Consider the following 23,989-nt stretch of genomic DNA (forward strand, 5'->3'; position numbering starts at 1 on the left):
TGGGAGCCACAACAGTGCTCACCCACCAGCCGCTACCGACAGCAAGTCTGCCGTATCAGCGGACCCGCTACACCTCATTAGGGTGCGGCTGGGTTCGTGGGGCTGGGGTCAGTCTTTGCGGACGCCGTCTATGAGGAGGCGGCGGATGGCTTCTATCAGAGGGGGGCCGGGGGAGTCGGGGGTGCGGAGGCCGTGGAGGAGGGCGCCGATCATCATGCCGGTGACGGCCTTGGCGGTGTTGGTGGTGTCGAGGTCGGGGCGGAGGTAGCCCTGTTCGACGCCGTGTTCGAGGTAGCCGGCGGTGAGGGCGTCGGCGGTGTCGAGGAGGCCGTAGAGGCGTTCGGTGAGTTCGGCGTCGATGCCGGTGGCCTGGAACAGCAGCAGCTGCGCGATGCGGCGGTCCTCGAGGAAGATCGCGTGCAGGGCCTCGCCGATGCGCTCGACCTGACCGCGGTACTCGGCGAGGCTGGTCGCCGCGTCGGGGGCGTTGTCGGTGCCCAGCGAGTCGATGATGCGGGCGGCGAGATCGTCGATGACGTGGTCGATGATGTCGCGCTTGTTGGTGAAGTAGCGGTAGAAGGTGCCGTGCCCGATGCCCAGCCGTCCGGCGATGTCCGCGATACCCGTTGCGTGATAACCCTTTTCGGCGAAGCAGGCGAAGGCCGTATCGATGATCTCGCGGCGGAGCTCGGCCTTGCGGCGTTCGAGGTGTGTGGATGGCTTCGGCACGCCGCCGATGATACGTTGTTCCGGAACGGAATGATGTGTCATTCTGTATCAGCTACTCGGATTCACAGGAGGTTCGGCGTGACACCTCGATACGACGCCGTGGTCGTAGGGGCGGGGTTCGGCGGGATGGGCGCGGGCATTCAGCTCGACCGGCTCGGCTTGCGGGATTTCGTGATCGTCGAGCGGGAGGACGATCTGGGCGGCACCTGGCATGTGAACCGCTATCCCGGGCTGGCCGTGGACATCGCCTCGGTCACGTATTCGTATTCGTTCGAACCGAATCCGCACTGGTCGCGACTGTTCGCGCCGGGCGCGGAACTCAAGCGGTACGCCGAGCACGTGGCCGACAGGTACGACCTGCGCCGCCGGATGCGGTTCGGCACCGTGGTCGACGGCGCGCGCTGGGACGACGAGGGGCAGCAGTGGGTGGTGTCGATCCAGGGCGGGGAGACGCTGACCGCGCGCTATCTGCTCACCGCGACCGGCTTCCTGTCCCAGCCCTACACCCCGCCCTTCCCGGGCATCGAGAACTTCGCGGGCAAGATCATCCACACCACCGCGTGGGACGACGACTACGACCTGCGCGGGCGCCGCGCCGCCATCATCGGCACCGGCGCGACGGCGGTGCAGCTGGTCCCGGAGGTGGCCGCGCGGGCCGCCGAGCTGACGGTGTTCCAGCGCACGCCGATCTGGGTGGTGCCCAAGGTCGACACCCCGATCCCGCGGCCGGTGCAGGAGCTGTTCGCGCGAGTTCCGTTGGCGCAGAAGGCCGCCCGCCTGGTGAACACCAGCGCGCTGGAGCTGCTCATGGTGGCCGGGGTGCTGCACTACCGGGAGATCAAGGTGGGCAACAAGGGTGCGGCGCTGCTGGCCAAGGCGCATCTGCGCGCCCAGGTCCGCGATCCGGAGACCCGGCGCAAGCTCACCCCCGACTACGACTTCGGCTGTAAGCGGCCCACCTTCTCCAACACCTACTTCAAGACGTTCAACGAACCGCACGTGCGGCTGGAGACGAACGCCATCGACCACCTCGAGGCCGACGCCATCGTCACCGCCGACGGGCATCGCACCGAGATCGACACCCTCATCCTCGCCACCGGCTTCAACCTGTGGGACGTGAACTTCCCCGCCCTCGAGATCATCGGCCGCGAGGGCCGCGACCTCGGAAAGTGGTGGCGCGACAACCGTTTTCAGGCCTACGAGGGCATCACCGTGCCGAAGTTCCCCAACTTCCTGAGCCTCAACAGTCCCTACTCCTACAGCGGGCTGTCCTACTTCACCACCATCGAGGCCCAGATGAAGCACATGAACCGCCTGTTCGGCGAGATGTTCCGCCGCGGCGAACACGTCTTCGAGGTCACCGAGCAGGCCAACGCCCGGTTCCTGGACACCGTTACCGACAAGCTCGCCTCCTCGGTGTTCTACGACGGCAACTGCGCCACCGCCCGCAGCTACTACTTCAACCAGCACGGCGAGGCCGCCCTGCTGCGCCCCAACAGCACCCTCACCACCCACCGCGAGGCCGTGACGTTCCCGCTCGACGACTACGTCTACGGCGCGCACGCGGCCTGAGCGCGGGCGGTGGTGGCGGTGTCGCCGCGTCCTGGCAGACTGTTGGGGGTAACCACCCACCCGCAACCCGAGACTAGGGACCGACAACGACGATGGAATACCTGTTTCCGCTGCTGCTGGTAGCTCTGCTCGTGCCGATGTTCCTCGGTGTCCGCCGCCAGAAGCGCGAGGCGGAGAAGGTTGCCGACCTGCAGCAGAGCCTGAAGGTCGGTGACCGGGTCACCACCACGTCGGGGCTGTACGGCACCGTCGTCGATGTGGACGACGTCTCGGTCGATCTCGAGATCGCCGAGGACGTCGTGACCACCTGGCTGCGCGCCGCGATCCGCGACGTCCGCACCGACGACACGGCCGAGACCGCCGGGACCACCGAGACCGCAGAGGCCACCGAGGCCACCGCGGCCGACACCGAGACCCCCGCCGCCGGGAGCACGCTCGCCGAGCGGCCCGCGCCCCCCGCCGCGGAGGAATCGGTGGACGAGACCGACTCCCGCCTCACCAAGGAGTGACCCGGCCGGTCTCAGCGGCCTACGTGTGCCACGTGCGCAGGTGGTAGTACTCCACCAGGCAGCCGTACTTCTGCGTCTCGGGGTTCACCGGGCACCCCATCGTCCCCGCCGGGACGTTGTTGACCATGTCGCAGACGTACTGGAGCCTCGACGGTCCGCCCGCCGCGGCGACGGCCTGCCCGCCCGCCACCTGACAGTCGTGCAGATTCGTGAACAGGTTGGTGGGCGCGGCACTCGCCGTGTGCGCGGCGCCCAGACCGAGCGCGCCCGCCGCCGACACGACGAACGCGACCCGCTTGGCCCGACGCCACACGGTGGCGGTCGAGACGGCATTCGACAACAACATCAACAACATCCCTTCTGGTGATCCCCCCGGTTCTCCGGGATTGTCTGGTTGGACGTCGTTGCGGCAGAACCGGTTCCGGCCCCCGAGATGTGATCTGGACCACGGCGTGAAACGCGGCGGAGGACGCGTCACACGCCGGAGGGTGTGCGGATGTGGCGCTCCCGGCCGGGACTGGCAGACTGTGGGGGTAATTCACCCACACGACAGACTAGGGACCGACGACAACGATGGGTCGATACCTGTTTCGGCTGCTGGCCGTCCTGCTCGTGCCGATCTTCCTCGGCGCGCTCCGGCGGTGCCGGGCGGTCCCGAAAGTCGGTGAGAGTGAGGCGCGCCCGCCGACGTCCCGCCGGTGTTGACGCGCGTCGACCCATTGTTGATCCCGAGACCCGTCTAGGAGTTAAGAGCCGTGCCACCTTCCAAGGGAACGGGGCATCCGTTGCGGCTGCTCGGCGTGTACGCCTTGCTGCTGATCGTGATTTTCGCGCTGGTGTTCTTCACCGGCTCCAAGTCCCCGACGCCCAAGCTCGGCATCGATCTGCAGGGCGGCACCCGGGTGACGCTCACCGCCCGCACAGCCGACGGTAAGAAGCCGAGCAAGGACAGCCTCGAGCAGGCCCAGCGGATCATCGAGTCCCGGGTCAACGGGCTCGGCGTGGCCGGTTCCGAGGTCGTCATCGACGGCGACAACCTGGTGATCACCGTGCCGGGCAAGGACGGCGACCAGGCCAAGTCCCTGGCCACCACCGCGAAGCTGTACGTCCGGCCGATGCTCAACGAGCTCCCGGTGCAGGGCTCCGGTGCGGCGAATCCGGCACAACCCGGACAGACGCCGGGCACGGCCGTACCTCCGGGCCAGCCGACGTCGCCGGAAACCCCGGCGCCGCAAGGCGAACCCGCCCCCGCGCCCCCGGCCGAACCCGCCCCGGCGGTCCCGGAGGGCGAATCCGCGCCCGCCCCGCAGAACCGGATCTTCCCCGCGCAGGCGCCGACCACTCCCGAGCCCAGCCCGGCCCCCGCTCCGACGACGACTCCCGGTGCGCCGCAAGGCAATTCGAAGGATCTGACGCCGCAGCAGCAGGCCCAGCAGCAGATCGCGCAGGCCCGGCAGCTGCGCCAGAGCGACGACCAGCAGACCCAGCAGATCGCCGCCGCGACCCTCGCCTCGGGCGGCTGCGGCGCGGCCGATCCGCTGGCGGGTAACGACGATCCGGCGAAACCGCTGGTGACCTGTTCCACCGACGGCAAATTCGTCTACCTGCTCGGTCCGAGCGTGCTCGACGGCCAGCAGATCTCCGACGCGAGTTCCAACTTCAACGCCCAGCAGTCGCAGTGGGAGGTGGACGTGAAGTTCACCTCCGCGGGCGGTAAGACCTGGGGCCAGCTGACCGACCAGTACTACCAGAAGCGGCTGGCGTTCACCCTGGACTCCAAGGTGATCAGCGCCCCCGTGGTCCAGGCCTCGGGCCAGTACAGCGGTGACACTCGCATCTCCGGCAACTTCAACTCCAGCACCGCCAAGGATCTGGCCAACCAGTTGAAGTACGGTTCGCTGCCGCTGTCGTTCGCGACCTCCGAGGCCGAAACCGTCTCGGCCACACTGGGTTTGTCCTCGCTGCACGCCGGTCTGATCGCGGGCGCGATCGGCCTGATCGCGGTGCTGCTGTACTGCCTGCTCTACTACCGCATGCTCGGCTTCCTGGCCGGATTCTCGCTCGTCGCCTCGGGTTTCGCGGTGTACGGCATCATCGTGCTGCTGGGCAGGTGGATCAACTTCACCCTGGATCTGGCCGGTATCGCCGGTCTGATCATCGGTATCGGTATGACCGCGGACTCGTTCGTGGTGTTCTTCGAACGCATCAAGGACGAGATGCGCGAGGGCCGCAGCTTCCGGTCGGCCGTGCCGCGCGGCTGGGCGCGCGCGCAGCGCACCAACCTCTCCGGCAAGACGGTCAGCCTGATCGCCTCCGCGGTGCTCTACATCCTGGCCGCCGGGCAGGTGAAGGGTTTCGCGTTCACCCTCGGCCTGACCACCGTGCTCGACGTGATCGTGCTGTACCTGGTCACCGCCCCGCTGATGATGATGGCCTCGCGCTCGCCGTTCTGGGCCAAGCCGTCGGTCAACGGGCTGGGCGCGGTCCAGGAGCTGGCCCGCGAACGCAAGGCCGCCGCGGGCATTCTCGCCGGTAAGGAGGCGTGAGCATGAACAAGAACTCCAGTCCGGTCCTCGACGCCGTCGACGAACCGATCCGCGAGGAGCCCGGCCGGCACGGTTTCTTCGAGCGGCTCTACACCGGCACCGGCGGATTCCGGATCGTCAGCCGCCGCCGGCTGTACTACGGGATCAGCGCCGCGCTCGTGGTGATCGCGCTGCTGAGCATCGGGATCCGGGGCTTCACCCTGGGCATCGACTTCGCGGGCGGTACCCGCATCCAGGTCCCGGCCACCGGGCAGATGAGCACCGACCAGGTGTCCGACGTGTACTCGAAGGCGTTGGGGCACAGTCCCGTCACCGTGCAGAAGGTCGGCTCGGGCGCGGCCGCCTCCTACGAGATCCGCTCCGACACCCTGACCGCGCAGCAGCAGGACACCGTGCAGGGCGCGCTGTTCGACGCCTTCCATCCGAAGGACTCCTCGGGCGCCGAGAGCCGCAACGCGATCAGCGTCGCCGAGATCAGCGAGACCTGGGGTGGGCAGATCACCCGCAAGGCGCTCATCGCGCTGGTGGTGTTCGTGCTGCTGACCATGGTCTACATCGCGATCCGCTTCGAACGCGACATGTCGATCGCGGCGATCGCCTCGCTGCTGTTCAACCTGATCGTGACCGCGGGCATCTACTCGATCGTCGGCTTCGAGGTCACCCCGGCCGCGGTCATCGGCCTGCTGACGATCCTCGGCTACGTGCTCTACGACAACGTCGTCGTCTTCGACAAGGTCGAGGAGAACACCCGCGGCGTTCTGCATCTGACCCGGCGCACCTACGGCGAGCAGGCCAACCTGGCGGCCAACCAGACGTTGATGCGGTCGATCAACACCACCGTCATCGGCATCCTGCCCATCATCGGCATGTTGGTGATCGCGGTGTGGCTGCTCGGCGTCGGCACGCTCAAGGACCTGGCGCTGGTGCAGCTGGTCGGCATGATCGTCGGCGCGTACTCGTCGATCTTCTTCGCGGTGCCGCTGCTGGTCACGATCAAGGAGCGGTACGGGCCCGTCGCCGCGCACACCCGGAAGGTGCTCGCCAAGCGGTCCAACGCCGCGCAGGCGCGCGTCCGCGAGGCCGCCGCCGAGCGGGCCAGCGCGATCAGCGGACCGGTCCGGCCGCGCGAAAGCGATTCTCCCGCACCGAGACCCGGTGCCCGGCCCAGTGGGAAACGGCACAAGAGAAGGCACTGAGCATGCGCGACGGCAGGAGGGGTTACCGCTGGGCCGCCGCCGTCCTGGCCGCGGGCGCGCTCGTGGCCGGTTCGGTCACGGGCTGTTCGAGCAAGAACCAGGTGCCGTCGATCGGGTACGCCGTGGACGCGGTGCCGGTCAGCTACAACGGCGGCAGCACGCTCGGCGCGAACGGCGGTGCGGCCGCGGTGTTCTCGCGCGTGCTGACCGGGTTCTTCTACACCGGCCCGGACGGGCAGCCGGTGGCCGACACCGATTTCGGCACCGCGAAGGAGGTGCCGGGCGAGGCGCAGACCATCCAGTACCGCCTCAACCCGGACGGGGTGTACTCCGACGGCGTCCCCACCTCCTGTGACGACCTGGTGCTCGAATGGGCCGCGCGCAGTGGGCGTTTCAAGCAGTTCGACGCTGCGTCCACGAGCGGCTACGCCGATATCGAGCGGGTGGAGTGCCAGCCCGGGTCCAAGGACGCGACCGTCGTCTTCCGGCCCGATCGGCACTACGTGGCGTGGCGGACCCTGTTCAACGCGGGCGATCTCATGCCCGCGCACGTCGCCGCGCAGGCCGCCGGAATCCCGAACGTGGTGTCGGCGGTGCAGTCCGGCGACCGGGCCGTGCTCGATCGGCTCGCCCAGTTCTGGAACACCGGCTGGAACCTGAAGCCCGGCAACATCGATACCAAGGTGCTGCCCGCCTCGGGCCCCTACCGCGTCGAATCCTTCAGCGACAGTGACGGTCTCGTGCTGGTGAAGAACGAGAAGTGGTGGGGCGAGGCCGCGCGCACCCCGCGCATCGTGGTGTGGACCAAGAGCGGGGATCTGGCGAAGAAGATCTCCGACAAGGCCGTGGGCGTCATCGATGTCGGCGCGGGGTCGGTGAAGAACCTGAACCTCAGCGGCTTCACCGTGAACCAGGTGCCCGGCCGCGGGGCCGAACAGCTGGTGTTGTCGACCGCGGGCCTGTTCGCGGGGGCCGACACGCGGCGGGCGTTCGCGACGTGCGTGCCCCGCCAGGCGCTGTTCGACAAGCTCGGCCACCCCGGCTTCGACGTCAAGGTCGGCCCGGGCGCCGGACCGTTGAATTCCCGTACGGTGCAACAGGATTCGCCGTACTACCCGGCGATCACCGGACCGGCGGACAAGTATCGCACCGGCGACGCGGCCGCCGCCCGGCAGGCGCTGGGCGCGACGCAGAATCCCACCGTGCGCATCGGCTACCGCGCCCCCGACGACCGCCGCGCGCAGACGGTCGCCCTGATCGCGGACGCGTGCAAACCGGCCGGTATCAATGTGGTGGACGCGGGCGCGGCGGACTTCACGGCGACGCAGCTGAGCGAGGGCAAGGTGGACGCGGTGCTGGGCGGCACCGCCGCCGCGCCCGGGCCGTCCGGATCGTTGCCGGGGGTCGAGGCCGCCGCCGCGCTGCACGGCGGGCAGGGCTCGAATTTCGGCCGGTACGGCAACGGGCGTTACGATGCGATCGCAGATCAACTTGCAGCCGACGACAATTCGACGACCACGCTGAATCTCGACAGCGAGGCGGAGAACCTGCTGTGGAGCGAGATGCCGACGATTCCCCTGTTCGCCACGCCCCGCACCATCGCCTTCGGCGCGGGCCTGGAGAACGGGATCGCGAACCCCACCGAGGGCGGTGCGGGTTGGAACATGGACCGCTGGGTGCTACAGCGCTGACCATCCCCGGGCGGGAGATGAGGGAGTAGGGCCAGATGAGCAAGCATGGAATGGTCGAGACCGAGAATTCCGCGGGGGAGCGACTCAGCCGGGCTTCCGACGCCGTGCGGCGGCTCACCCGCTGGCACGACGACTTCCCCAGTCCCGGTGTGCGATTCGCGGATCTGACGCCGGTCTTCGCCGACGCCTCCGGTTTCCACGCCATCGTCGACTGTCTGGGCGGGGTGGCCGGGGAGGTGGATATCGTCGCGGGCGTGGACGCTCGGGGCTTCCTGCTGGGGGCGGGTGTCGCGGCCGCGCTGGGCACGGGCGTGCTGGCCGTGCGCAAGGCCGGCAAGCTGCCGCCGCCGGTGATCTCGCGCGAGTACACCCTCGAATACGGTTCGGCCGCACTGGAAATCCCCGCCGACGGGGTCGAACTCGCGGGCCGCCGGGTGCTGCTGCTCGACGACGTGCTAGCCACCGGCGGCACGCTCGCCGCGGCGGCCGAACTGTTCCGCGACGCGGGCGCGGAGGTGGTCGCGGCCGGAGTCGTGCTCGAGCTGAGCTTCCTCGGCGGGCGGGAGCGCCAGGGCGACTATCCGGTCACGTCGATCGTGCGGCTGTAGGCCCGCGGTGCTTGAGACTCGCGGGGCCGCTCACTAAGCTCGGCCCTCGTGAACCGCCGTCGCAGCACCCGGGTGAGCATGTTGCTCGCCGGTGCGGTGGCCACCATCTTCGCGGTGGGCGCGGCGACCGCGTCGGCGTCTCCGTCGGCCGCGGTGCACGGCGGCACCACGATCTCCGCGCACGTGACCGGCGAGCGGGCCGGGCAGGTATGCCGGATCGCGGCCCCGGGCATCGATATGCCGTGGCGGCCGGTGGGCCGGGACGGCACGGTCGATCTGGACACCGGGCCGGTGCCCGCCGGGCGGCACGAGGCCCGCGTGGTGTGCGAGGATCCGCGCGTCGGCGACGCGTCGGTCCGGACGGTGGGTCGGGTGGAGGACGTGTTCACCGGCCGCTGGGCGCCGGTCTTCGAATTCCTCCACCACCACCGCCTCGAGGTGCTCACTCCGCGGGGTCGTTGAGCACCTAGAAGCGGGCCACCAGTCGGGCGATGATGCCGGTCACGACGAGCCAGAACACCGCTGCCAGGCCGTAGTTGATGATCACGTCCAGCTGCCAGGTGCCGGTGTTGAACAGGCCTGGGAAGAACAGGGCCAGCGGCTCGGCCAGCCCCTTCATGAACGTGAAGAACCGGTTGTCGGGGTTCGCCTTCAGGACCAGCATGAGGATGTAGACGACCTCGATCAGCGCGAAGATGCCGCCGACGGCGCTGATGATGGCCGCCGCGGTACCCGTGCCGCCCTGAGTGCGATAAGTGCGATATCTGTACATGCCACGGACGTGCCCGCTCATCGCTTGTTCGAAACGGACACGCCGCGAAGTTTTGGGGCCTTGACCTGGCGAATGTCTGGCTACCGGAAAATTGTGAGAGCACTGCTCTTGACGATTCGGCGCGCGTGGTGCAGACTTGGAGTCACAACAGAGAGCATCGCTCTCAAAAGTGAGGAGCAGTCGCCATGAACACCACCCGCTACATCGGCCCCAGCGGACTCGACCCGATCATGAACAAGATCTTCAACCAGCTGCCCCGGATGGGCATCAGCGTCATGGGGTCGCGCCTGCTCGCCGTGCGCGGGCGCAAGTCGGGCGAGTGGCGCACGACCATGGTCAACCTGCTCGTCGGCGAGGACGGCAACCGCTACCTGGTCGCCCCGCGCGGCAACACCCAGTGGGTGCGGAATCTGCGCGCCGCCGGGGGCGGTGAGCTGCGGCTCGGGCGCAAGGTCGAGGCGTTCACCGCGACCGAGATCGCCGACGCGGACAAGGTCCCGGTGCTGCGGCTGTACCTGAGGAAGTGGGGCTGGGAGGTCGGCCGCTTCTTCGAGGGCGTCACCAAGGACGCCACCGACGCCGAATTGGCCGGTATCGCACCGGGTTTCCCGGTCTTCCGGATCGACTGACCCGGGGCCGGAATAAACCCCTTGCGCGCGGTCGTTGAATCGGCTAACTTCTCAATCCGTTCTGTTCCCGTTGATCGGAGTCGTGCCGTTGCTCTTCTGAGGTAGCCCCGAGTGGCCCGCATTCGCGCGCCGCATCCCTCGCCACCTCCAGGAGCACGCATGTCAACCTCTACTGTCGTCCTCTCCGATCTCACCTTCGCCTGGCCCGACGGCACCCCCGTCTTCGACGGGCTGGACGCGGTCCTCGGACCCGGGCACATCGGCCTGATCGGCGGCAACGGCGCGGGCAAATCCACGCTGCTGCGGCTGATCACCGGTGAACTGCGGCCCGCGCGCGGCTCGATCACCGTTCCCGGCCGGCTCGGTTACCTGCGTCAGGACCTCGGCCTGGCGGCCGGGCAGCGGGTGGACGCCGTGCTCGGCATCGCCGAGGTGCGAAAGGCGTTGCACCGCATCGAATCCGGGGCGGGCACCGAGCGCGACTTCGATATCGTCGGCACCCGCTGGGATGTCGAGGAGAACGCGATCGCGCTGCTGGGCAGGCTCGGACTGCGCTACCTCGCCGACGACGTGGCGCAACTCGACCGCAGGCTGGACACCCTCTCCGGCGGTGAGACCGTGCTGTTCGGACTCGTGGCCGAACTGCTCGCCGAGCCGGACGTCCTGCTGCTGGACGAGCCGACCAACAACCTCGACGCGGCCGCGCGCGCCCGGCTCTACGAGGTGATCGGCCAGTTCCCGGGCACGGTGCTCACGGTCAGCCACGACCGCGAACTGCTGTCCCGGGTGGCCGCGATCGCGGAGCTGCGCGGCGGCGAGATCCGTTTGTACGGCGGCGATTTCGGCGCCTACATGGCCGTGGTCGAGGCCGAGCAGGAGGCGGCGCGCGCGGCGATCCGCGACGCGCGCAGCGATGTTCGCAAGCAGTCCCGCGAATTGGTCGAGGCCCGAATCAAATTGGACCGCCGCAAGCGGTACGGGCAGAAGATGTGGGAGAACAAGCGCGAACCCAAGATCGTCATGGGTCAGCGCAAACGCGAGGCGCAGGTGTCGGCGGGCAAGCTGCGCAACAACCACATCGCCAAGGTCGAGGAGGCCAAGGAGACGCTCACCCGGGCGCAGGAACTGCTGCGCGACGACCGGGAGATCCGCGTCGAATTGCCCGGCACCCGAGTGCATCCCGGGCAGGAGGTCGTCGAACTCGACGAGGTCCGGCTCGCCAACGGGCCGGTGGTCTCGCTGACGGTGACCGGTCCCGAACGGATCGCGCTCACCGGCCGCAACGGCGCGGGCAAGACCACGCTGCTGCGGCGCGTCGTGGCCGAACCGCCGAAGGTGCCGTGGCGGCTGCTGCCGCAGCGGCTCGACCTGTTCGACGACGAGCGCTCGGTGTTCGAGAACGTCGCGGCCGCCGCGCCGCACGCCTCGGCCGAGCGGATCCGGGCGCAACTGGCGCGCTTCCTGTTCCGCGGGTCCGACGCCGATGTGGCCGCGGGCGCGCTGTCGGGCGGCGAGCGGTTGCGGGCCGCGCTCGCCCTGTTGTTGCTGGCCGATCCCGCACCGCGGTTGCTGCTGCTCGACGAGCCCACCAACAATCTCGACCTGCCCAGCCTGCGGCATCTCGCCGAGGCGCTGGCCGGATTCGAGGGCGCGCTCATCGTGGTCAGCCACGATCCGCGCTTCCTCGACGAGATCGGGGTGACCCGGCGGCTCGAACTGACCGCGGCCGGGCTCGTCGACGCGGACGCGCCGGAGCCGGACTGACCGGGGAGCCGGGGGTCGCGCACGGGCGCGGGGAACCCCCGGCTCACCTCGTTCGTTGTCACTCGGGGTTCGTCCGGGCAGGCGTCGGCCAACGGGATTAAGGTTGTGGTCTGAGCCGTTGCTCGGTCCGATAGTGTGTTGCGATCGAGCCGGTGAGAGGTGGTGGCATGACTCAGCATCTGGAGAAGGCGAATGCGGAGCAATCGTCTGCTGGCGGCGGCGTGCCCGCCGAGGCCGCTCCCGCGCCGCCGTCGCGTCCGGCGGTGACCGAGCCGAAGTCCGCGCCCACCCCGCCCACCCCGGCCAATATGCCGATGCGCCAGCCCGGCAGCCCCGCCGCGGTCCCGACCTCCGCCTCCCGCCGGGTGCGCGCCCGCCTCGCGCGCCGCATGACCGGGCAGCGCGGGATCGCCGCGGTCAAACCGGTGCTCGAACCGCTCGCCAGCGTGCACCGCGAGCTGTACCCGAAGGCGAATCTGCAACTGCTGCAACGGGCTTTCGACGTCGCCGACGACAAGCACGCCCACCAGTTCCGCAAGTCCGGCGACCCGTACATCACCCACCCGCTCGCGGTCGCCAACATCCTCGCCGAACTCGGCATGGACACCACGACGCTGGTGGCCGCGCTGCTGCACGACACCGTCGAGGACACCGGCTATTCGCTCGAGGAGCTGACCACCGACTTCGGTCCCGAGGTCGCCCACCTGGTCGACGGCGTCACCAAACTGGACAAGGTCAACCTGGGCGCGGCGGCCGAGGCCGAGACCATCCGCAAGATGATCATCGCCATGGCCCGCGATCCGCGCGTGCTGGTGATCAAGGTCGCCGACCGGCTGCACAACATGCGCACCATGCGCTTCCTGCCGCCGGAGAAGCAGGCCAAGAAGGCCCGCGAGACGCTGGAAGTCATTGCGCCCCTTGCCCATCGGCTCGGCATGGCCACGGTCAAATGGGAGCTCGAGGATCTGGCCTTCGCCATCCTGCACCCGAAGAAGTACGACGAGATCGTGCGCCTGGTGGCCGACCGCGCGCCCTCGCGCGACACCTATCTGGCCAAGGTGCGCGCCGAGATCGTCAACACCCTCGCCGAGAGCCGCATCAACGCCGTCGTCGAGGGCCGGCCCAAGCACTACTGGTCGATCTATCAGAAGATGATCGTCAAGGGTAAGGACTTCGACGACATCCACGACCTGGTCGGCATCCGCATCCTCTGCCACGAGGTGCGCGACTGCTACGCCGCGGTCGGCGTCGTGCACTCGCTGTGGCAGCCGATGGCCGGGCGGTTCAAGGACTACATCGCCCAGCCGCGCTACGGGGTGTACCAGTCGCTGCACACCACCGTGGTCGGGCCGGACGGCAAACCGCTCGAGGTGCAGATCCGCACCCACGACATGCACCGCACCGCCGAATTCGGCATCGCCGCGCACTGGCGCTACAAGGAGACCAAGGGCAAACACTCCGGTGACGCCGCCGAGGTCGACGACATGGCGTGGATGCGGCAGCTGCTCGACTGGCAGCGCGAGGCCGCCGACCCCGCGGAGTTCCTGGAGTCGCTGCGCTTCGACCTGAAATCGCCGGAGATCTTCGTGTTCACCCCGAAGGGCGATGTCATCACGCTGCCGCAGAAGTCCACCCCGGTCGACTTCGCCTACGCCGTGCACACCGAGGTCGGACACAAGTGCATCGGCGCGCGGGTCAACGGGCGGCTCGTCGCGCTGGAACGGCAGCTGGAGAACGGTGAGGTCGTCGAGATCTTCACCTCCAAGGCGCAGAACGCCGGGCCGTCGCGGGACTGGCAGAACTTCGTGGTGTCCCCGCGCGCCAAGGCCAAGATTCGCCAGTGGTTCGCCAAGGAACGGCGCGAGGAGGCGCTCGAGGCGGGCAAGGAGGCGATCAGCAAGGAGGTCCGGCGCACCGGCCTGCCGTTGCAGCGGCTGATGAACGTCGACGCGATGACCGCGCTTGCGCACGAGTTGCACTTCACCGACATCTCCGCGCTGTACGCGGCGGTCGGGGAGAACCAGGTGTCCGCGCACACCGTCGTGCAGCGGCTGGTCACCCAGCTCGGCGGCGTCGGCGACGTGGAAAACGAACTGGCCGAACGCAGTACACCGTCCACGCTGCCCGCGCGGCAGCGCACCAGCGGCGACGCGGGCGTGGAGATTCCCGGCGCGCCGGGCACGGTCGCGAAGCTCGCCAAGTGCTGCACCCCGGTGCCGGGCGACGAGATCATGGGTTTCGTCACCCGCGGGGGAGCGGTGAGCGTGCATCGCACCGACTGCACCAACGCGGATTCGCTTCAGGCACAGGCGGAACGGATCATCGACGTCAAGTGGGCGCCCTCGCCGTCGTCGGTGTTCCTGGTGGCCATCCAGATCGAGGCCCTCGACCGCACGCGCCTGCTGTCGGACGTCACCAAGGTGCTCGCCGACGAGAAGGTCAACATCCTGTCCGCGTCGGTCATGACCTCCGGGGACCGGGTGGCCATCAGCAAGTTCACCTTCGAGATGGGCGACCCGAAGCATCTGGGCCACCTGCTCAACGTGGTCCGCAACGTCGAGGGCGTCTACGACGTCTACCGGGTGACCTCGGCGGCCTGAGCGCGCGAAAGCCGAACGGCCGCAACGCACATCACCAGCACCGCCGCCACCACGAAGGCCGTGCCGAGCGGGCCGCTGCGCAGCCGTTCGTCCAGTACGGTCATGCCGAGGAAGACCGCGCCCAGCGGTTCGGCGACGGTGAACGCGGGCAGCGACGCCGACAGCGGCCCGACCTGATAGCCGCGCTGTTGCAGATACAGGCCCACCGTGCCGCTCGCGACCAGGGTCCAGGTCTGCCAGCTGGTGAGCACCGCGCCCAACCCGTGTTCGAACAACTCGGTGACGTGCTCGGTCAGCGCGGCCGCGATGCCGAACAACAGGCCCGCGGCCGTGCCGAGCAGTAACGCCTGGAGGGCGGGCACGCGCACGACGCTCGCCACCGCCACACCGATCGCGATGGCGCCGAACAACATTCCCAGCGGCAGGGCCCAGCGATGCCAGGGCGCGTCCGTGCCGCCCTCGGTCGGATCGCCCACGATCAGGAACACCGCCAGCGCCACGGACAGCGCGATCGCCTGCGCCCACATCAGCGGGGTCACCCGGCGCCCGCTGTAGTGCGCGGCCAGCGGCAGCGCGAACACCAAGGCGCTCACCAGGATCGGCTGCACCACCAGCACCGAGCCCAGCGCGAGCGCGGCCACCTGGAACGCGAATCCGCCCGCGTCCCCGACGATCCCGGCCCACCAGCGCGGATTGCGGATCAGCCGGGCGAGCAACGCCTCGCCCTCGGGAACATCGGAGGCCGCCCGCTGCTGCGCGACGGCGGACACGGCGAACAGCACCGCGCCGACGAACGCGCAGACCACGGCGGCGACAGGAAGATCGGCCACGCGCCCAGTCTGCCGGTGCCGCAGGCCCGCCCGAAGGCGGGGGCGTCGGTGTGTCGCGGGGGCGCGCCCGATCGGGACTTCGGCGTGTCTCGCGGAGATCGGCGATGAGACCGCGTGGTTCGGCGTATGATCGCCACACGGTTGCTCCTCGGCGCGAAATCCGGCGTACCGGACGGGAATTCTTCCGGTCGGCCCGGCCTCGCCGACGGTTTCTTCCGGGATCGCGCGTGCACTGTGCAGGATGCACTGCGGCGTTCGCCGGATTCTGTTACGGTCTATTGCGTTTCGGGGCCTCGCAGGGCAATGGCGACGCTTCGGACGACGACGCTCTCCTGGGTCGCCGCGAGCCTCGACCCTCCGGACTTTCGCATACGCTGGTGTAGGGGGTGAGAGATGCCGACCGCGCAGGCGGCCCGAAGCAGGCTGGGCGGTACCGTTCTCGCTGTCGCGGCGATCGTCGCGGCACATCCGGCGCCCGCCGCCGCGGGGCCCGTGGCTCCGACCACGAATCTTTCCGTCGACACCTGTCCCGCGCTGTACGCCTTGGGCATTCAGGGCACCGGCGAGTCCTCGCCGGACGCCGCGCCCACGACCGACACCGGGATGCTGTCGTCGGTGTTCCTGCCCCTGCTGGCCAAGGCGCCCGATCGGGGTCTGGTCGATCGGGCCTACGTGCCCTACGAGTCCTCCTTCGGCGGCGCGGTCGGGCCCGGCGCGGCGCCGTACGCGCAATCGGTGTTCGATGGCCTGGATCGCTTGCGCGGCATGGCCGCTCAGGTCGCCCAGCGCTGCGACAAGACCCGGTTCGCGATCGTCGGGTATTCCCAAGGGGCCCATGTGGCCTCGCTGTTCGCCCAGGAGATCGGGCGCGGGCAGGGCGTTCTCGCCCCGGACCGGATCGCCGCGGTCGCGTTGTTCGCCGACCCCACCCGCACCGCCGGGGCCCCGCTGTTCCCGGGTTCGCCCGACCGCTACACCCCCGCCGCCCCGCCCGGCACCGCGGGCGAGCGGGTCGCGGCCGTGCCCGCCCTGCCCCTGCCCCCGGCCACCGGCGGGGGCATCGGGCCGGGCCGCGATCGGGCCGCCGACTTCGGCGCGCTGACCGGACGGGTCGCGAGCCTGTGTCTCGCGGGCGATCTGGCGTGCGACGCCCCCGCGGGCGCGCCGATCCTGCGCGCGGTCGCGAGCGTCGCCGGACAGTCCACGCTCTCGGGCGGCGATCCGGTCGCCTCGCTGACCTCGATCGCGCAGGCGCTGGCGTTCACCTCCATCAAGACCGCGACCGCGGTGGTGAATCAGGATCTGCGCGGCGGCACCTCGGCCTCGCTGTCCTATCAGCCCGGCGAGTCGATCTCCCAGCGCATCGCCGAGGCCGCCGATCCTCGCGCGCGTCTCGACGTGGCCGAGCCGATGCGGGCGCTGCTGCGGGTGGGCGCGATCGGGCTCAACGCCGTCGGCGTCGTCGTGCGCGCGGTGCTCGATCCCGCGGTGCTCACGCAACTGGCCACGGCCGCCCTCGACGACCCGCCGAAGGCGCTCCGGCTGCTGGGCGGCCAATTGACCGGTGCGGTGACCCAATTGGTGCCGCCGACCACGGTGTCGCGGCTGATCGAGCAGTCGTATCAGGCGGTGGTCCAGACCATCACCGACAATCGCGAACTGCTCGACACCACGACGTGGGTGCGATACTGGGACACCGTGCAACGGCACAGCGCCTACGCCACCGCGGCGGTCGACGCCCGCGGCGACGCGCCGGTCCGATACGTCGCCGACTGGCTCGCCGCGGCGGCCCGGGATCTGGCCGCCACCGGCGCCGCCGGGCAGCCGCCACGGGCGGGCGCGGGTGGTCCTATCAGCGGAATCTCGGTCCCGGCACCCGGCGCGTCGAGTTCGCCTAATTCGTCGGGTACGGGACAATTTCCGTTCGGGACAGGTTCCGGTCCCAGCGCCGACGCCCACGACAACTACCCGTTCTCCACGAACTGATCGCCGAGAGGGTCCGACGATGCTGCACAACGTGGCTGGCTCCGCGGGGGTAGGGGAATGTTGAAGTCGTACAAAGACCTCCGGCGCTGGTACCCGCCGCTGGAACCGGTCGGCGACGCCGAACGGCCCGCGCCCGCGGTCCAGCCCGTGACCCCCGCCTTCGCCGACGACGGCGCGGCCCGGTACCCGCACTACATCCGCGAGACCGAACCCGAACCCTTCGACCCCGCCTTCGTCGACGAACCGCCCACGCGGCGGGCCGAATTCGTGGGCGGCTGGAGCGACTGGGTCGGCAATCACGCCCCCGGCCCCGACGACGACTATCCGGTCGGCGAGGGCGAGGTCGTGCCGTTCCCGTGGGACGACGACCCCGACCCCGAGGACGAGCCGCTACGCCGCGCCCGGCTCGGCCGCGCCGAGTCGGCCGGGACGCCGACCAGTCTGCACCCGCATCGCACGCGCAACCGCCTGCTCGTTCTCCTGGCGATCGCCGTCGTATTGCTCATCGCCGCAACGGGATTCGCGGTGTACTTGCTCACCCGCGACTCCGGTGCGGCCGGGCGGGCGCCGCTGACCATGCAGCTGTCGGTGGCGACCACCGACGCCGCCGCCGACGCGTGCCCGACCGAACAACTCCCCGGCGTGCTGCGCGGCGCGGAACCGGGCGGCACCGACTCCGGACCCGCGGCCATCATGTGGTTCCAGCACGCGTACTACGTGGAGCGGTCCGGCGAGCGCGCCCGGGAGGTCGTCGCGCCCGACGCGGTCGTGCCGCCGCCCGCGGTCATCCAGCGCGGCATCGACTCGGTGCCGCCGGGCACGGACTACTGCGTGCGCGTGGTGACCCGGCACGACGGCGAATACGCGGTCGAGGTCACCGAGCGCCGCCCGGGCGGCGTGCCGAGCACCTACAACAGGCAGACGGTGACCACCGCGGTGGTCGGCGGCCGCACGCTGATCACGAGCATCACGGCCGGGTAAGAGGGAGAAGGCAGATGGGACAGGACTGGAGCCGATGGCTCGACGAGGCGCCCGAGACCGGCGACCCCGCGGCCGCGCGCGCGAAGGCTCCGGTGGTGCGGCTGGGCCAGGACGGGGACGAGGAGGCCACCGGCTCGTTCACCCGCCCGATCCTGGTGGTCGGCGGCTGCGGCGGCGCGGGCACCACCACCACCGCCCTCGGCCTGGCCGGTGAGATCGGGGCGGCGGGCGCGCCGACGGTCGCCGTGGACGCCACCGCGGCGGGCAGCGATCTCGCCCTGCGCGGCGCCGACGAGCACCTGAGCCCGATCAGCCTGCAACAGTGGCTCTACGGCCGCGGCGACGACGAACCCGCCCCGCTCAAGGACTGCCTGTCCCAGGCCACCTCCGGCATCGGATTGCTGTGGCGCGACGCAGCCCCGCTGCGCCGCCGCGCGACGTATCTGACCGTGGCGCGGGCGATCTCGGACGCGGGCTACACCCCGGTCTACGACGGCGGCAGCCCGATCGCCGCCCGGCACCTGCGGCCGCTGCTCGAGGACGCGGAAGTGGCTCTGGTGCTTGCCATTCCGGCCCGCGCCGACGCCGCGAACCGGCTGCGGGTGACCCTGGAATGGCTCGACGACGAATTCGGCGGCCAGACCGAGGGCCAGGGCGGCGGCATCGTCGGCGACACCACCGTCGTGGTCTCGCATCAGCAGCCCGGCGGCGAGGCCGAGGTCGCCCAGCATCTGCGCGAACACCTCACCGGCTGGGTGCGCGCCATCCGCGAGATTCCGTACGACTCCCACTTGGCCCGCGGTGAACTGGTGCGGCACCAGGCCCTCGCGGCCGAGACGCGCCGGGCATATCGCACGTTGCTGGCGGGGGTGGCATCATGACCGCGGCCATGAAGCAACATCGCTCCGAATCCTCGCCCGCGGCAGGCGTTGTCGCCCCGCCGGAATCCCGTCGCGCCCCGATCTGGGAACGACCCGTGCCCGGGGTCGGGCGCGCCCCGCTGGTGTGGCTGCTCGGCGTGCACGGCGGCGCCGGGGCCAGCACCCTGGCGCACGTGCTCGCGCCCGCCGCGGACTCGCACCGGCGCTGGCCCGGCGTGTTCGATCGCGAATCGCCCTACGTCGTGCTCGTCGCCCGCGAGACCATCGCCGGGCTGACCCGCGCCCACGACCTGTTGCGCCAGTACCACGCCGGGCTGGCGGGTCCGAGCGAGGTGCTCGGCATGATCACCGTCGCCGCCCGTCCGGGCCGCCTGCCCGCCGAGATCCGCCGCTACCGCGATGTGGTGGGTGCGCTGGCGGGTGAGATGTGGCAGCTGCCCTGGCACGAGGAGTGGATCCTGGTCGAACCCGATCAGCTGCCGGTGTGGTCGCCGTCGGATCCACCCCCCTCACTCAAGAAGCGCAAACTCGATCCGTTGCAGGAGGTCCCGCGCGACGTCGACGAACTCGGCGCGAGCATCGTCGCCGTGGTTCGCGAAAAGGTCAGCGCCGCAGCGTCTTCGCGCCGTGATCGGGACGAGGAGCACGATGAGTAGCCCCGCCCCGTCCCCGGGTCCGCGCCCGGTCCGGCCGTTGCGCGCACCGACCGGACGGCACCGAGATGTTGTAACCGAGGGTGTGCCTCAGGTACACGGTTATGTATTCCGATCACCTATGGAGAAGGACGCTCGATGAGTACCATCCTGCTCGCCGTGCACGACACGTACGGCGCAGTTCTCGCCCAGGTCGGGAATCCGACCCCCGAGGCGCCGCCCGCCTCGGAGAAATTGCTCAAATTGGTTCGCTATTTCACCTGGTTCGTGCTGCTGTCCGGCATCCTCGGCATCACCTACGCGGGCGGTAGGTTCGCCTGGGAGAAGTGGACCGGCGGCGGGCTGGAGTCGCCGAAGATGGTGGCGGGGGCCATGATCGGCGGCATCGTCGCCACCAGCGCGGGCACCATCATGAACGCCGTGATCGGAACCTAGGAAAGGCCGCGATCGTGCTTGCCTACAAGCAGATTCCCGCCGAGGTCATCGAGCCGGTCATGCAGCTGATCAACTGGCTGCTGTGGGTCGTGCTGTTGTTCTGTCTGGCCTGGATGATCGTCTCCGCCGGCCGGTTCTGGTCGGCGTTCCGGGACGACATGGCCATCAACGACGCGTCCCACGGCGTGGTGATGAGCCTGATCGGAGCCATCGTGGCCACCTCGGCGAGCGCGATCGCGCTGACCTTCCTCCCGACGTGAACGGTTGCGCCCCATGACCTCCGCCGAGCCCCGCACCCGCACGCCCGCCCCGCGTCTGCGGCGCACCGCCGTGGGCGTGCTCGGCCTCGCGGTGCTCGCGGCCGCGGGGTGTGGCGAGGACGCGACGGCGCACACCGATCCCGCCCATCCGCCCACCGGGGTGCGCTGGCAGCCGTATCAGGGCGTCGCGCTGCCGGTGACCGAACAGGGTCCGGCGCGCGACGACGACGGCGCCGCAACGGGTTTCGATCGCGGCCCCGCCGGAGCGGCGGTGGCGGCGGTGACCCATGCCGTGCGCCTGGCGATCGCGCCCGACAACCAGTGGTCCACGGTGCTCGCCAAGGAGGTCGTGCCCGGCCCCGCCCGCGACGGCTGGGCGGTCGATCGGGTGCAGCTCTCCGTCACCGGGCCCGCGGCCCGCGAGTACGCCCCGCGCGTGCTCGGCTATCGCATCACCGGCTATTCGCAGGACAGAACGACCGTGGACGTGTTCACCGAATACTCCGACGGCTCGCGCGCGGTGCACCACACCACCGTCGAGTGGTTCGGACAGGACTGGAGGTTACGGCTGCCCGACGCGGGCGCCACCGAGCGGCCCGTCGAGGCGATCGACCAGTTACCCAGTGACATCGTGATTCTGGAGGCCCCGACATGAGTCCCAAGGACTCCGACCCGACCGAGCGCACCGTCTCGTTCGGCGTCATCGCCTCCGCCGCGGTCGTCGCGCTCATCGTGATCGTCGGGGTGTTCATGTACGTCGGGCGCGACGACTCGGGTCACAAGGCCCCCGCCGACGCCGGGCCCGCCCCGGCCGCAGGGACCGGCGCCACCGGTTTCGCCGACCCGGAGGTCGACCTGTTCGGCCGCCGCATCGACATCCCCAACAACGCCGCCGGGCAACCGCTCGCCCAGGACTCGACCGAACAGCACCACCCCGGCGACAAGGACTGGCTCACCGCCGCCCCCGCCGGAACCACCGAACCCCGTGGCTGGCAACGCGTTTACGGCGCCTCGGTCCCGTTCTCCACCAGCGACGGCCCCACCGCCATCGAGAACGGCATGGCCGTCGGCTACGCGCACACCCCGCAGGGCGCCGCCCTGGCCGCGGCCCAGATCACCTACCGCCTCAACGCCCGCCCCGCCGACCGCGACGTATACGTGCGCCAGGTGCGGGCCACCGCCCAGCAGATCGCCGCCTACGACAAGGCCCGCTCCGCCGGCAAGCTCCCCGAACAACAACCCGAGCGCATCACCCGATACCTGGTGGCGCCGGACGCCTTTCAGATCGAGAATTATGCCGACGACATGGCCATCGTCCGCCTGGCCGCCCGCGGCCCGGTCAACGACGGCAAACAGCTGTGGGCGGCGGTGCGGCTGATCATGGTGTGGGACGACGGCGACTGGCGACTCAAGCCGACCGACGCCCGCGCGTCGCAGACGGAGTACGTGGATTCGCTCGGGGGGTGGACGAAATGGTGAGCGGGCCGGAGCGGGGGAGCGGATGGCAACTGCGCGTGCTCGGCGTGGCGGCGCTGGTGACCGTGGCGCTGGCGGTGGCGGTGACCCTGTGGGGCACGCGGCACACCGGGAGGAGCGCGGCCGCGGGCACGACCCCGACCCCGGTGGCGGCGAACGCCACCGCCGGACCGGTGAGCCGATCCGCCTCCGGCGTCCCGAATTTCACCGCGGTGGAGACGGATTCGTTCGGGCATCGGGTCGACGTGCCGGAAAGCGCTGCGGGCGAGGCGCTTCCGCAGGCGGGTCGGGCGCATCGTCCCGAGGATCCGGACTGGTTGACGGCGGCGCCCGGCGGCACGGACCGACCCGGCGGCTGGCAACGGGTGTACAACGGACCGGTGCTGCCCTTCTCGACGACCGACGGCCCGACCGGGCTGGAAAGCGATGTGCCCGTGGGCTTCTCACACACCCCGCAGGGCGCGGCCCTGGCCGCCGAGCAGATCTACTGGCGAGTGACGGCCCGGCCTGCCGATCGGGCGCTGTGGCAGCGACTCGTGGAGCTGACCCCCGAGGAACAGGCCGACCACGACCGCAGGATCGCCGAGGGCAGGGTGCCCGCGCAGCTGCCCGAGAAGGCCAGGCCGCTGCTGAACGCCTCGGATGCGTTCCGAATCGAAAGCTACACAGATGATCTCGTGGTCCTGCGCATCGCGCGCAAGACCGGTGAGTTCCTGCACGGAGGCAAGAGCTGGCTCGCCATGCGGCTCACCGCGGTCTGGCGTGCGGGCGATTGGAAAGTGAAGTCCGGCGTGGGCGAGGAACAGCCGTTGGAAACGATCGACTCGATCGAAGGGTGGACACGATGGTGAGGCGGGTTGTCACGATACTCGCGGTCATCTTCACCGTAATGATCGCGACCCCGACGGTGGCCTACGGCCAGACGTACGGGTACGACCAGACGTGCAACGAGATTCACGACGATCTCGACGGGCTCAGCCTGCCCGGGATCTCGCTCGGCGACGCCGCCTCCGCCGCGTGCAAGGCGAGCAATGCCGCCACGCACCCCGGGGACGCCGCGAACGCGGTGAAGGACAAGGCGTGGGACTCCACCTTCGGCAAGGTGGTCGACTCGTTGATGAACGGGCTCGGGCAGGCGCTGATCCTGGCGTTGACGTTCTGGATGAAGGTGCCCAACGAGAAGCTCAGCGACAGCGGGGCATTGTTCTCCAAGATCAACGACTACACCTATCAGGCGCAGATATTGCTGCTCATGGTGTCGGTGATCCTGTCGGGCATGAGATTGGCGCAGGCCAGACGCGGGGCGGTGCTCAGCGAGGCCGAGGAATCGTTCCGGATGTTCGCGCGGGTGGTGTTCAGTTCCTGGATGCTGGGCGCGGTGATCGTCGCGGCGGCACAGGCCGCGGATCGCTTCTCGCAGTGGGTGATCCAGGACGCCAGCAACGGCAACGCCAAGGACATCGCCGAGCTGTTGGTGAAAACCTCGAAGCTGCAAGCGTTCTCGCCGGGTCTGGTGCTGATCATCGCCATCGTCGGACTGCTCGGCGCGCTCGGGCAGATCGTGCTGGCCATCGTGCGGCAGGGGCTGCTGGTGGTGGCCGCGGGCATGCTCCCGCTGGCCGCCGCGGCGGGCGGGACGAACACCGGGCGGCAGTCGTATCAGAAGCTGCTGGCCTGGATCATCGCGTTCCTGCTGTGGAAACCGGTGGCCGCCATCGTCTACATGATCGCGTTCATCACGGTCGGCAACACCGACCAGATGACCCCGACCGCCGGCAGCTATGTGCATCATGCACATTATGTGTACTGTACACATATCCGGCTTCCGATCGAGCACCAGGACGGTGGTGTGCCCGACGTCGGGCAGGGCC

General features: G+C 69.8%; 23 protein-coding genes and 1 pseudogene. 20 read left to right on the forward strand and 4 right to left on the reverse strand.

The window, feature by feature from the left end:
• Nucleotides 1-108 precede the first annotated feature (108 nt).
• Complete coding sequence (locus ACWDSJ_RS37000) at nt 109-729, reverse strand: TetR/AcrR family transcriptional regulator (protein ID WP_387356805.1); 621 nt, start codon at nt 727-729, stop codon at nt 109-111.
• Nucleotides 730-807: 78 nt separating this feature from the next.
• Here ACWDSJ_RS37000 and ACWDSJ_RS37005 point away from each other — a divergent pair, with 78 nt between their 5' ends.
• Nucleotides 808-2,301 (forward strand): flavin-containing monooxygenase, encoded by a 1,494-nt coding sequence (locus tag ACWDSJ_RS37005; RefSeq protein WP_450037494.1) that lies wholly within the window; start codon nt 808-810, stop codon nt 2,299-2,301.
• 92 nt (nt 2,302-2,393) lie between these two features.
• Nucleotides 2,394-2,810 carry a preprotein translocase subunit YajC gene (yajC, locus tag ACWDSJ_RS37010; RefSeq protein WP_450037496.1) on the forward strand — a complete coding sequence of 139 codons (417 nt, stop codon included), beginning with the start codon at nt 2,394-2,396 and terminating at the stop codon, nt 2,808-2,810.
• A gap of 19 nt (nt 2,811-2,829) precedes the next feature.
• Here yajC and ACWDSJ_RS37015 read toward each other — a convergent pair whose 3' ends face one another.
• Entirely contained in the window at nt 2,830-3,156 is a 327-nt protein-coding gene (locus ACWDSJ_RS37015) for a hypothetical protein (protein WP_387356811.1), read from the reverse strand.
• Between the two features lie 409 nt (nt 3,157-3,565).
• Between ACWDSJ_RS37015 and secD the strand changes: the two genes are divergently transcribed.
• The 5 genes from secD to ACWDSJ_RS37040 are packed head-to-tail and all read left to right on the forward strand — an operon-like array spanning nt 3,566 to nt 9,313.
• Entirely contained in the window at nt 3,566-5,356 is a 1,791-nt protein-coding gene (gene secD / locus ACWDSJ_RS37020) for a protein translocase subunit SecD (RefSeq protein ID WP_450037498.1), read from the forward strand.
• Nucleotides 5,357-5,358: 2 nt separating this feature from the next.
• Nucleotides 5,359-6,552, forward strand: a complete 1,194-nt coding sequence (gene secF / locus ACWDSJ_RS37025) for a protein translocase subunit SecF (RefSeq protein WP_450037500.1) — start codon at nt 5,359-5,361, stop codon at nt 6,550-6,552.
• A gap of 2 nt (nt 6,553-6,554) precedes the next feature.
• Nucleotides 6,555-8,243 carry an ABC transporter substrate-binding protein gene (locus ACWDSJ_RS37030; RefSeq protein WP_450037502.1) on the forward strand — a complete coding sequence of 563 codons (1,689 nt, stop codon included), beginning with the start codon at nt 6,555-6,557 and terminating at the stop codon, nt 8,241-8,243.
• A 35-nt stretch (nt 8,244-8,278) separates the two neighbouring features.
• A complete protein-coding gene (locus ACWDSJ_RS37035; protein WP_450037503.1) occupies nt 8,279-8,851 on the forward strand; it encodes an adenine phosphoribosyltransferase in 573 nt (190 codons plus the stop codon).
• A gap of 48 nt (nt 8,852-8,899) precedes the next feature.
• Nucleotides 8,900-9,313 (forward strand): hypothetical protein, encoded by a 414-nt coding sequence (locus ACWDSJ_RS37040; RefSeq protein WP_450037505.1) that lies wholly within the window; start codon nt 8,900-8,902, stop codon nt 9,311-9,313.
• A gap of 4 nt (nt 9,314-9,317) precedes the next feature.
• Here the strand turns inward: ACWDSJ_RS37040 and ACWDSJ_RS37045 are convergent, their stop codons facing one another.
• Entirely contained in the window at nt 9,318-9,623 is a 306-nt protein-coding gene (locus ACWDSJ_RS37045; protein WP_387356823.1) for a hypothetical protein, read from the reverse strand.
• Nucleotides 9,624-9,808: 185 nt separating this feature from the next.
• Between ACWDSJ_RS37045 and ACWDSJ_RS37050 the strand changes: the two genes are divergently transcribed.
• The 3 genes from ACWDSJ_RS37050 to ACWDSJ_RS37060 all read left to right on the forward strand — a co-directional run bounded on the left by ACWDSJ_RS37050 (nt 9,809) and on the right by ACWDSJ_RS37060 (nt 14,616).
• The gene (locus tag ACWDSJ_RS37050) at nt 9,809-10,252 is read left to right on the forward strand and encodes a nitroreductase family deazaflavin-dependent oxidoreductase (protein WP_450037506.1); all 444 of its coding nucleotides are present in this window, start codon (nt 9,809-9,811) and stop codon (nt 10,250-10,252) included.
• Nucleotides 10,253-10,411: 159 nt separating this feature from the next.
• Nucleotides 10,412-12,016: an ATP-binding cassette domain-containing protein gene (locus ACWDSJ_RS37055; protein WP_450037507.1), complete on the forward strand. Its 1,605-nt coding sequence runs from the start codon at nt 10,412-10,414 to the stop codon at nt 12,014-12,016.
• Nucleotides 12,017-12,324: 308 nt separating this feature from the next.
• Nucleotides 12,325-14,616: a RelA/SpoT family protein gene (locus ACWDSJ_RS37060; RefSeq protein WP_387357037.1), complete on the forward strand. Its 2,292-nt coding sequence runs from the start codon at nt 12,325-12,327 to the stop codon at nt 14,614-14,616.
• Here ACWDSJ_RS37060 and ACWDSJ_RS37065 read toward each other — a convergent pair.
• Nucleotides 14,592-15,446, reverse strand: coding sequence for a DMT family transporter (locus tag ACWDSJ_RS37065; RefSeq protein WP_450037509.1), 855 nt, complete (start codon nt 15,444-15,446; stop codon nt 14,592-14,594). The genes ACWDSJ_RS37060 and ACWDSJ_RS37065 overlap by 25 nt on opposite strands.
• A 393-nt stretch (nt 15,447-15,839) precedes the next feature.
• On the opposite strand from ACWDSJ_RS37065, the gene ACWDSJ_RS37070 reads away from it, so the two are divergent.
• The 10 genes and pseudogenes from ACWDSJ_RS37070 to ACWDSJ_RS37115 form a co-directional block, all read left to right on the forward strand.
• A complete protein-coding gene (locus ACWDSJ_RS37070; RefSeq protein WP_450037510.1) occupies nt 15,840-17,432 on the forward strand; it encodes a cutinase family protein in 1,593 nt (530 codons plus the stop codon).
• Nucleotides 17,433-17,489: 57 nt separating this feature from the next.
• Nucleotides 17,490-18,413: a hypothetical protein gene (locus ACWDSJ_RS37075; protein ID WP_450037511.1), complete on the forward strand. Its 924-nt coding sequence runs from the start codon at nt 17,490-17,492 to the stop codon at nt 18,411-18,413.
• A gap of 14 nt (nt 18,414-18,427) precedes the next feature.
• Nucleotides 18,428-19,294: a MinD/ParA family ATP-binding protein gene (locus tag ACWDSJ_RS37080; protein ID WP_387356832.1), complete on the forward strand. Its 867-nt coding sequence runs from the start codon at nt 18,428-18,430 to the stop codon at nt 19,292-19,294.
• Entirely contained in the window at nt 19,291-19,950 is a 660-nt protein-coding gene (locus tag ACWDSJ_RS37085) for a hypothetical protein (protein WP_387356834.1), read from the forward strand. Before ACWDSJ_RS37080 ends, ACWDSJ_RS37085 begins: the two co-directional genes overlap by 4 nt.
• Before the next feature lie 135 nt (nt 19,951-20,085).
• Nucleotides 20,086-20,382, forward strand: a complete 297-nt coding sequence (locus ACWDSJ_RS37090) for a hypothetical protein (RefSeq protein WP_062515034.1) — start codon at nt 20,086-20,088, stop codon at nt 20,380-20,382.
• Nucleotides 20,383-20,396: 14 nt separating this feature from the next.
• On the forward strand, nt 20,397-20,642 hold the full coding sequence (locus ACWDSJ_RS37095) for a hypothetical protein (RefSeq protein ID WP_387356836.1): 246 nt from the start codon (nt 20,397-20,399) through the stop codon (nt 20,640-20,642).
• 13 nt (nt 20,643-20,655) lie between these two features.
• A complete protein-coding gene (locus ACWDSJ_RS37100; RefSeq protein ID WP_450037513.1) occupies nt 20,656-21,297 on the forward strand; it encodes a hypothetical protein in 642 nt (213 codons plus the stop codon).
• Nucleotides 21,294-22,121 (forward strand): hypothetical protein, encoded by an 828-nt coding sequence (locus ACWDSJ_RS37105; RefSeq protein WP_387356840.1) that lies wholly within the window; start codon nt 21,294-21,296, stop codon nt 22,119-22,121. The genes ACWDSJ_RS37100 and ACWDSJ_RS37105 overlap by 4 nt, the downstream gene beginning before the upstream one ends.
• Complete coding sequence (locus ACWDSJ_RS37110) at nt 22,106-22,969, forward strand: hypothetical protein (protein ID WP_450037514.1); 864 nt, start codon at nt 22,106-22,108, stop codon at nt 22,967-22,969. The genes ACWDSJ_RS37105 and ACWDSJ_RS37110 overlap by 16 nt, the downstream gene beginning before the upstream one ends.
• Nucleotides 22,963-23,989: pseudogene (locus ACWDSJ_RS37115) on the forward strand (hypothetical protein); the annotation flags it as partial. The gene ACWDSJ_RS37110 and the pseudogene ACWDSJ_RS37115, both read left to right, overlap by 7 nt.

Source organism: Nocardia sp. NPDC003482 (genome assembly GCF_053588115.1).

Bases quoted from the DNA above. Each gene is read 5' to 3' on its own strand.
- ACWDSJ_RS37015 (WP_387356811.1), bottom strand. From the start codon at position 3,156: ATGTTGTTGTCGAATGCCGTCTCGACCGCCACCGTGTGGCGTCGGGCC.
- yajC (WP_450037496.1), top strand. From the start codon at position 2,394: ATGGAATACCTGTTTCCGCTGCTGCTGGTAGCTCTGCTCGTGCCGATG.
- ACWDSJ_RS37075 (WP_450037511.1), top strand. From the start codon at position 17,490: ATGTTGAAGTCGTACAAAGACCTCCGGCGCTGGTACCCGCCGCTGGAA.
- ACWDSJ_RS37050 (WP_450037506.1), top strand. From the start codon at position 9,809: ATGAACACCACCCGCTACATCGGCCCCAGCGGACTCGACCCGATCATG.
- ACWDSJ_RS37055 (WP_450037507.1), top strand. From the start codon at position 10,412: ATGTCAACCTCTACTGTCGTCCTCTCCGATCTCACCTTCGCCTGGCCC.
- ACWDSJ_RS37090 (WP_062515034.1), top strand. From the start codon at position 20,086: ATGAGTACCATCCTGCTCGCCGTGCACGACACGTACGGCGCAGTTCTC.
- ACWDSJ_RS37070 (WP_450037510.1), top strand. From the start codon at position 15,840: ATGCCGACCGCGCAGGCGGCCCGAAGCAGGCTGGGCGGTACCGTTCTC.
- ACWDSJ_RS37045 (WP_387356823.1), bottom strand. From the start codon at position 9,623: ATGTACAGATATCGCACTTATCGCACTCAGGGCGGCACGGGTACCGCG.
- ACWDSJ_RS37100 (WP_450037513.1), top strand. From the start codon at position 20,656: ATGACCTCCGCCGAGCCCCGCACCCGCACGCCCGCCCCGCGTCTGCGG.
- ACWDSJ_RS37060 (WP_387357037.1), top strand. From the start codon at position 12,325: ATGCCGATGCGCCAGCCCGGCAGCCCCGCCGCGGTCCCGACCTCCGCC.
- ACWDSJ_RS37105 (WP_387356840.1), top strand. From the start codon at position 21,294: ATGAGTCCCAAGGACTCCGACCCGACCGAGCGCACCGTCTCGTTCGGC.
- ACWDSJ_RS37030 (WP_450037502.1), top strand. From the start codon at position 6,555: ATGCGCGACGGCAGGAGGGGTTACCGCTGGGCCGCCGCCGTCCTGGCC.
- ACWDSJ_RS37080 (WP_387356832.1), top strand. From the start codon at position 18,428: ATGGGACAGGACTGGAGCCGATGGCTCGACGAGGCGCCCGAGACCGGC.
- ACWDSJ_RS37085 (WP_387356834.1), top strand. From the start codon at position 19,291: ATGACCGCGGCCATGAAGCAACATCGCTCCGAATCCTCGCCCGCGGCA.
- secF (WP_450037500.1), top strand. From the start codon at position 5,359: ATGAACAAGAACTCCAGTCCGGTCCTCGACGCCGTCGACGAACCGATC.
- ACWDSJ_RS37035 (WP_450037503.1), top strand. From the start codon at position 8,279: ATGAGCAAGCATGGAATGGTCGAGACCGAGAATTCCGCGGGGGAGCGA.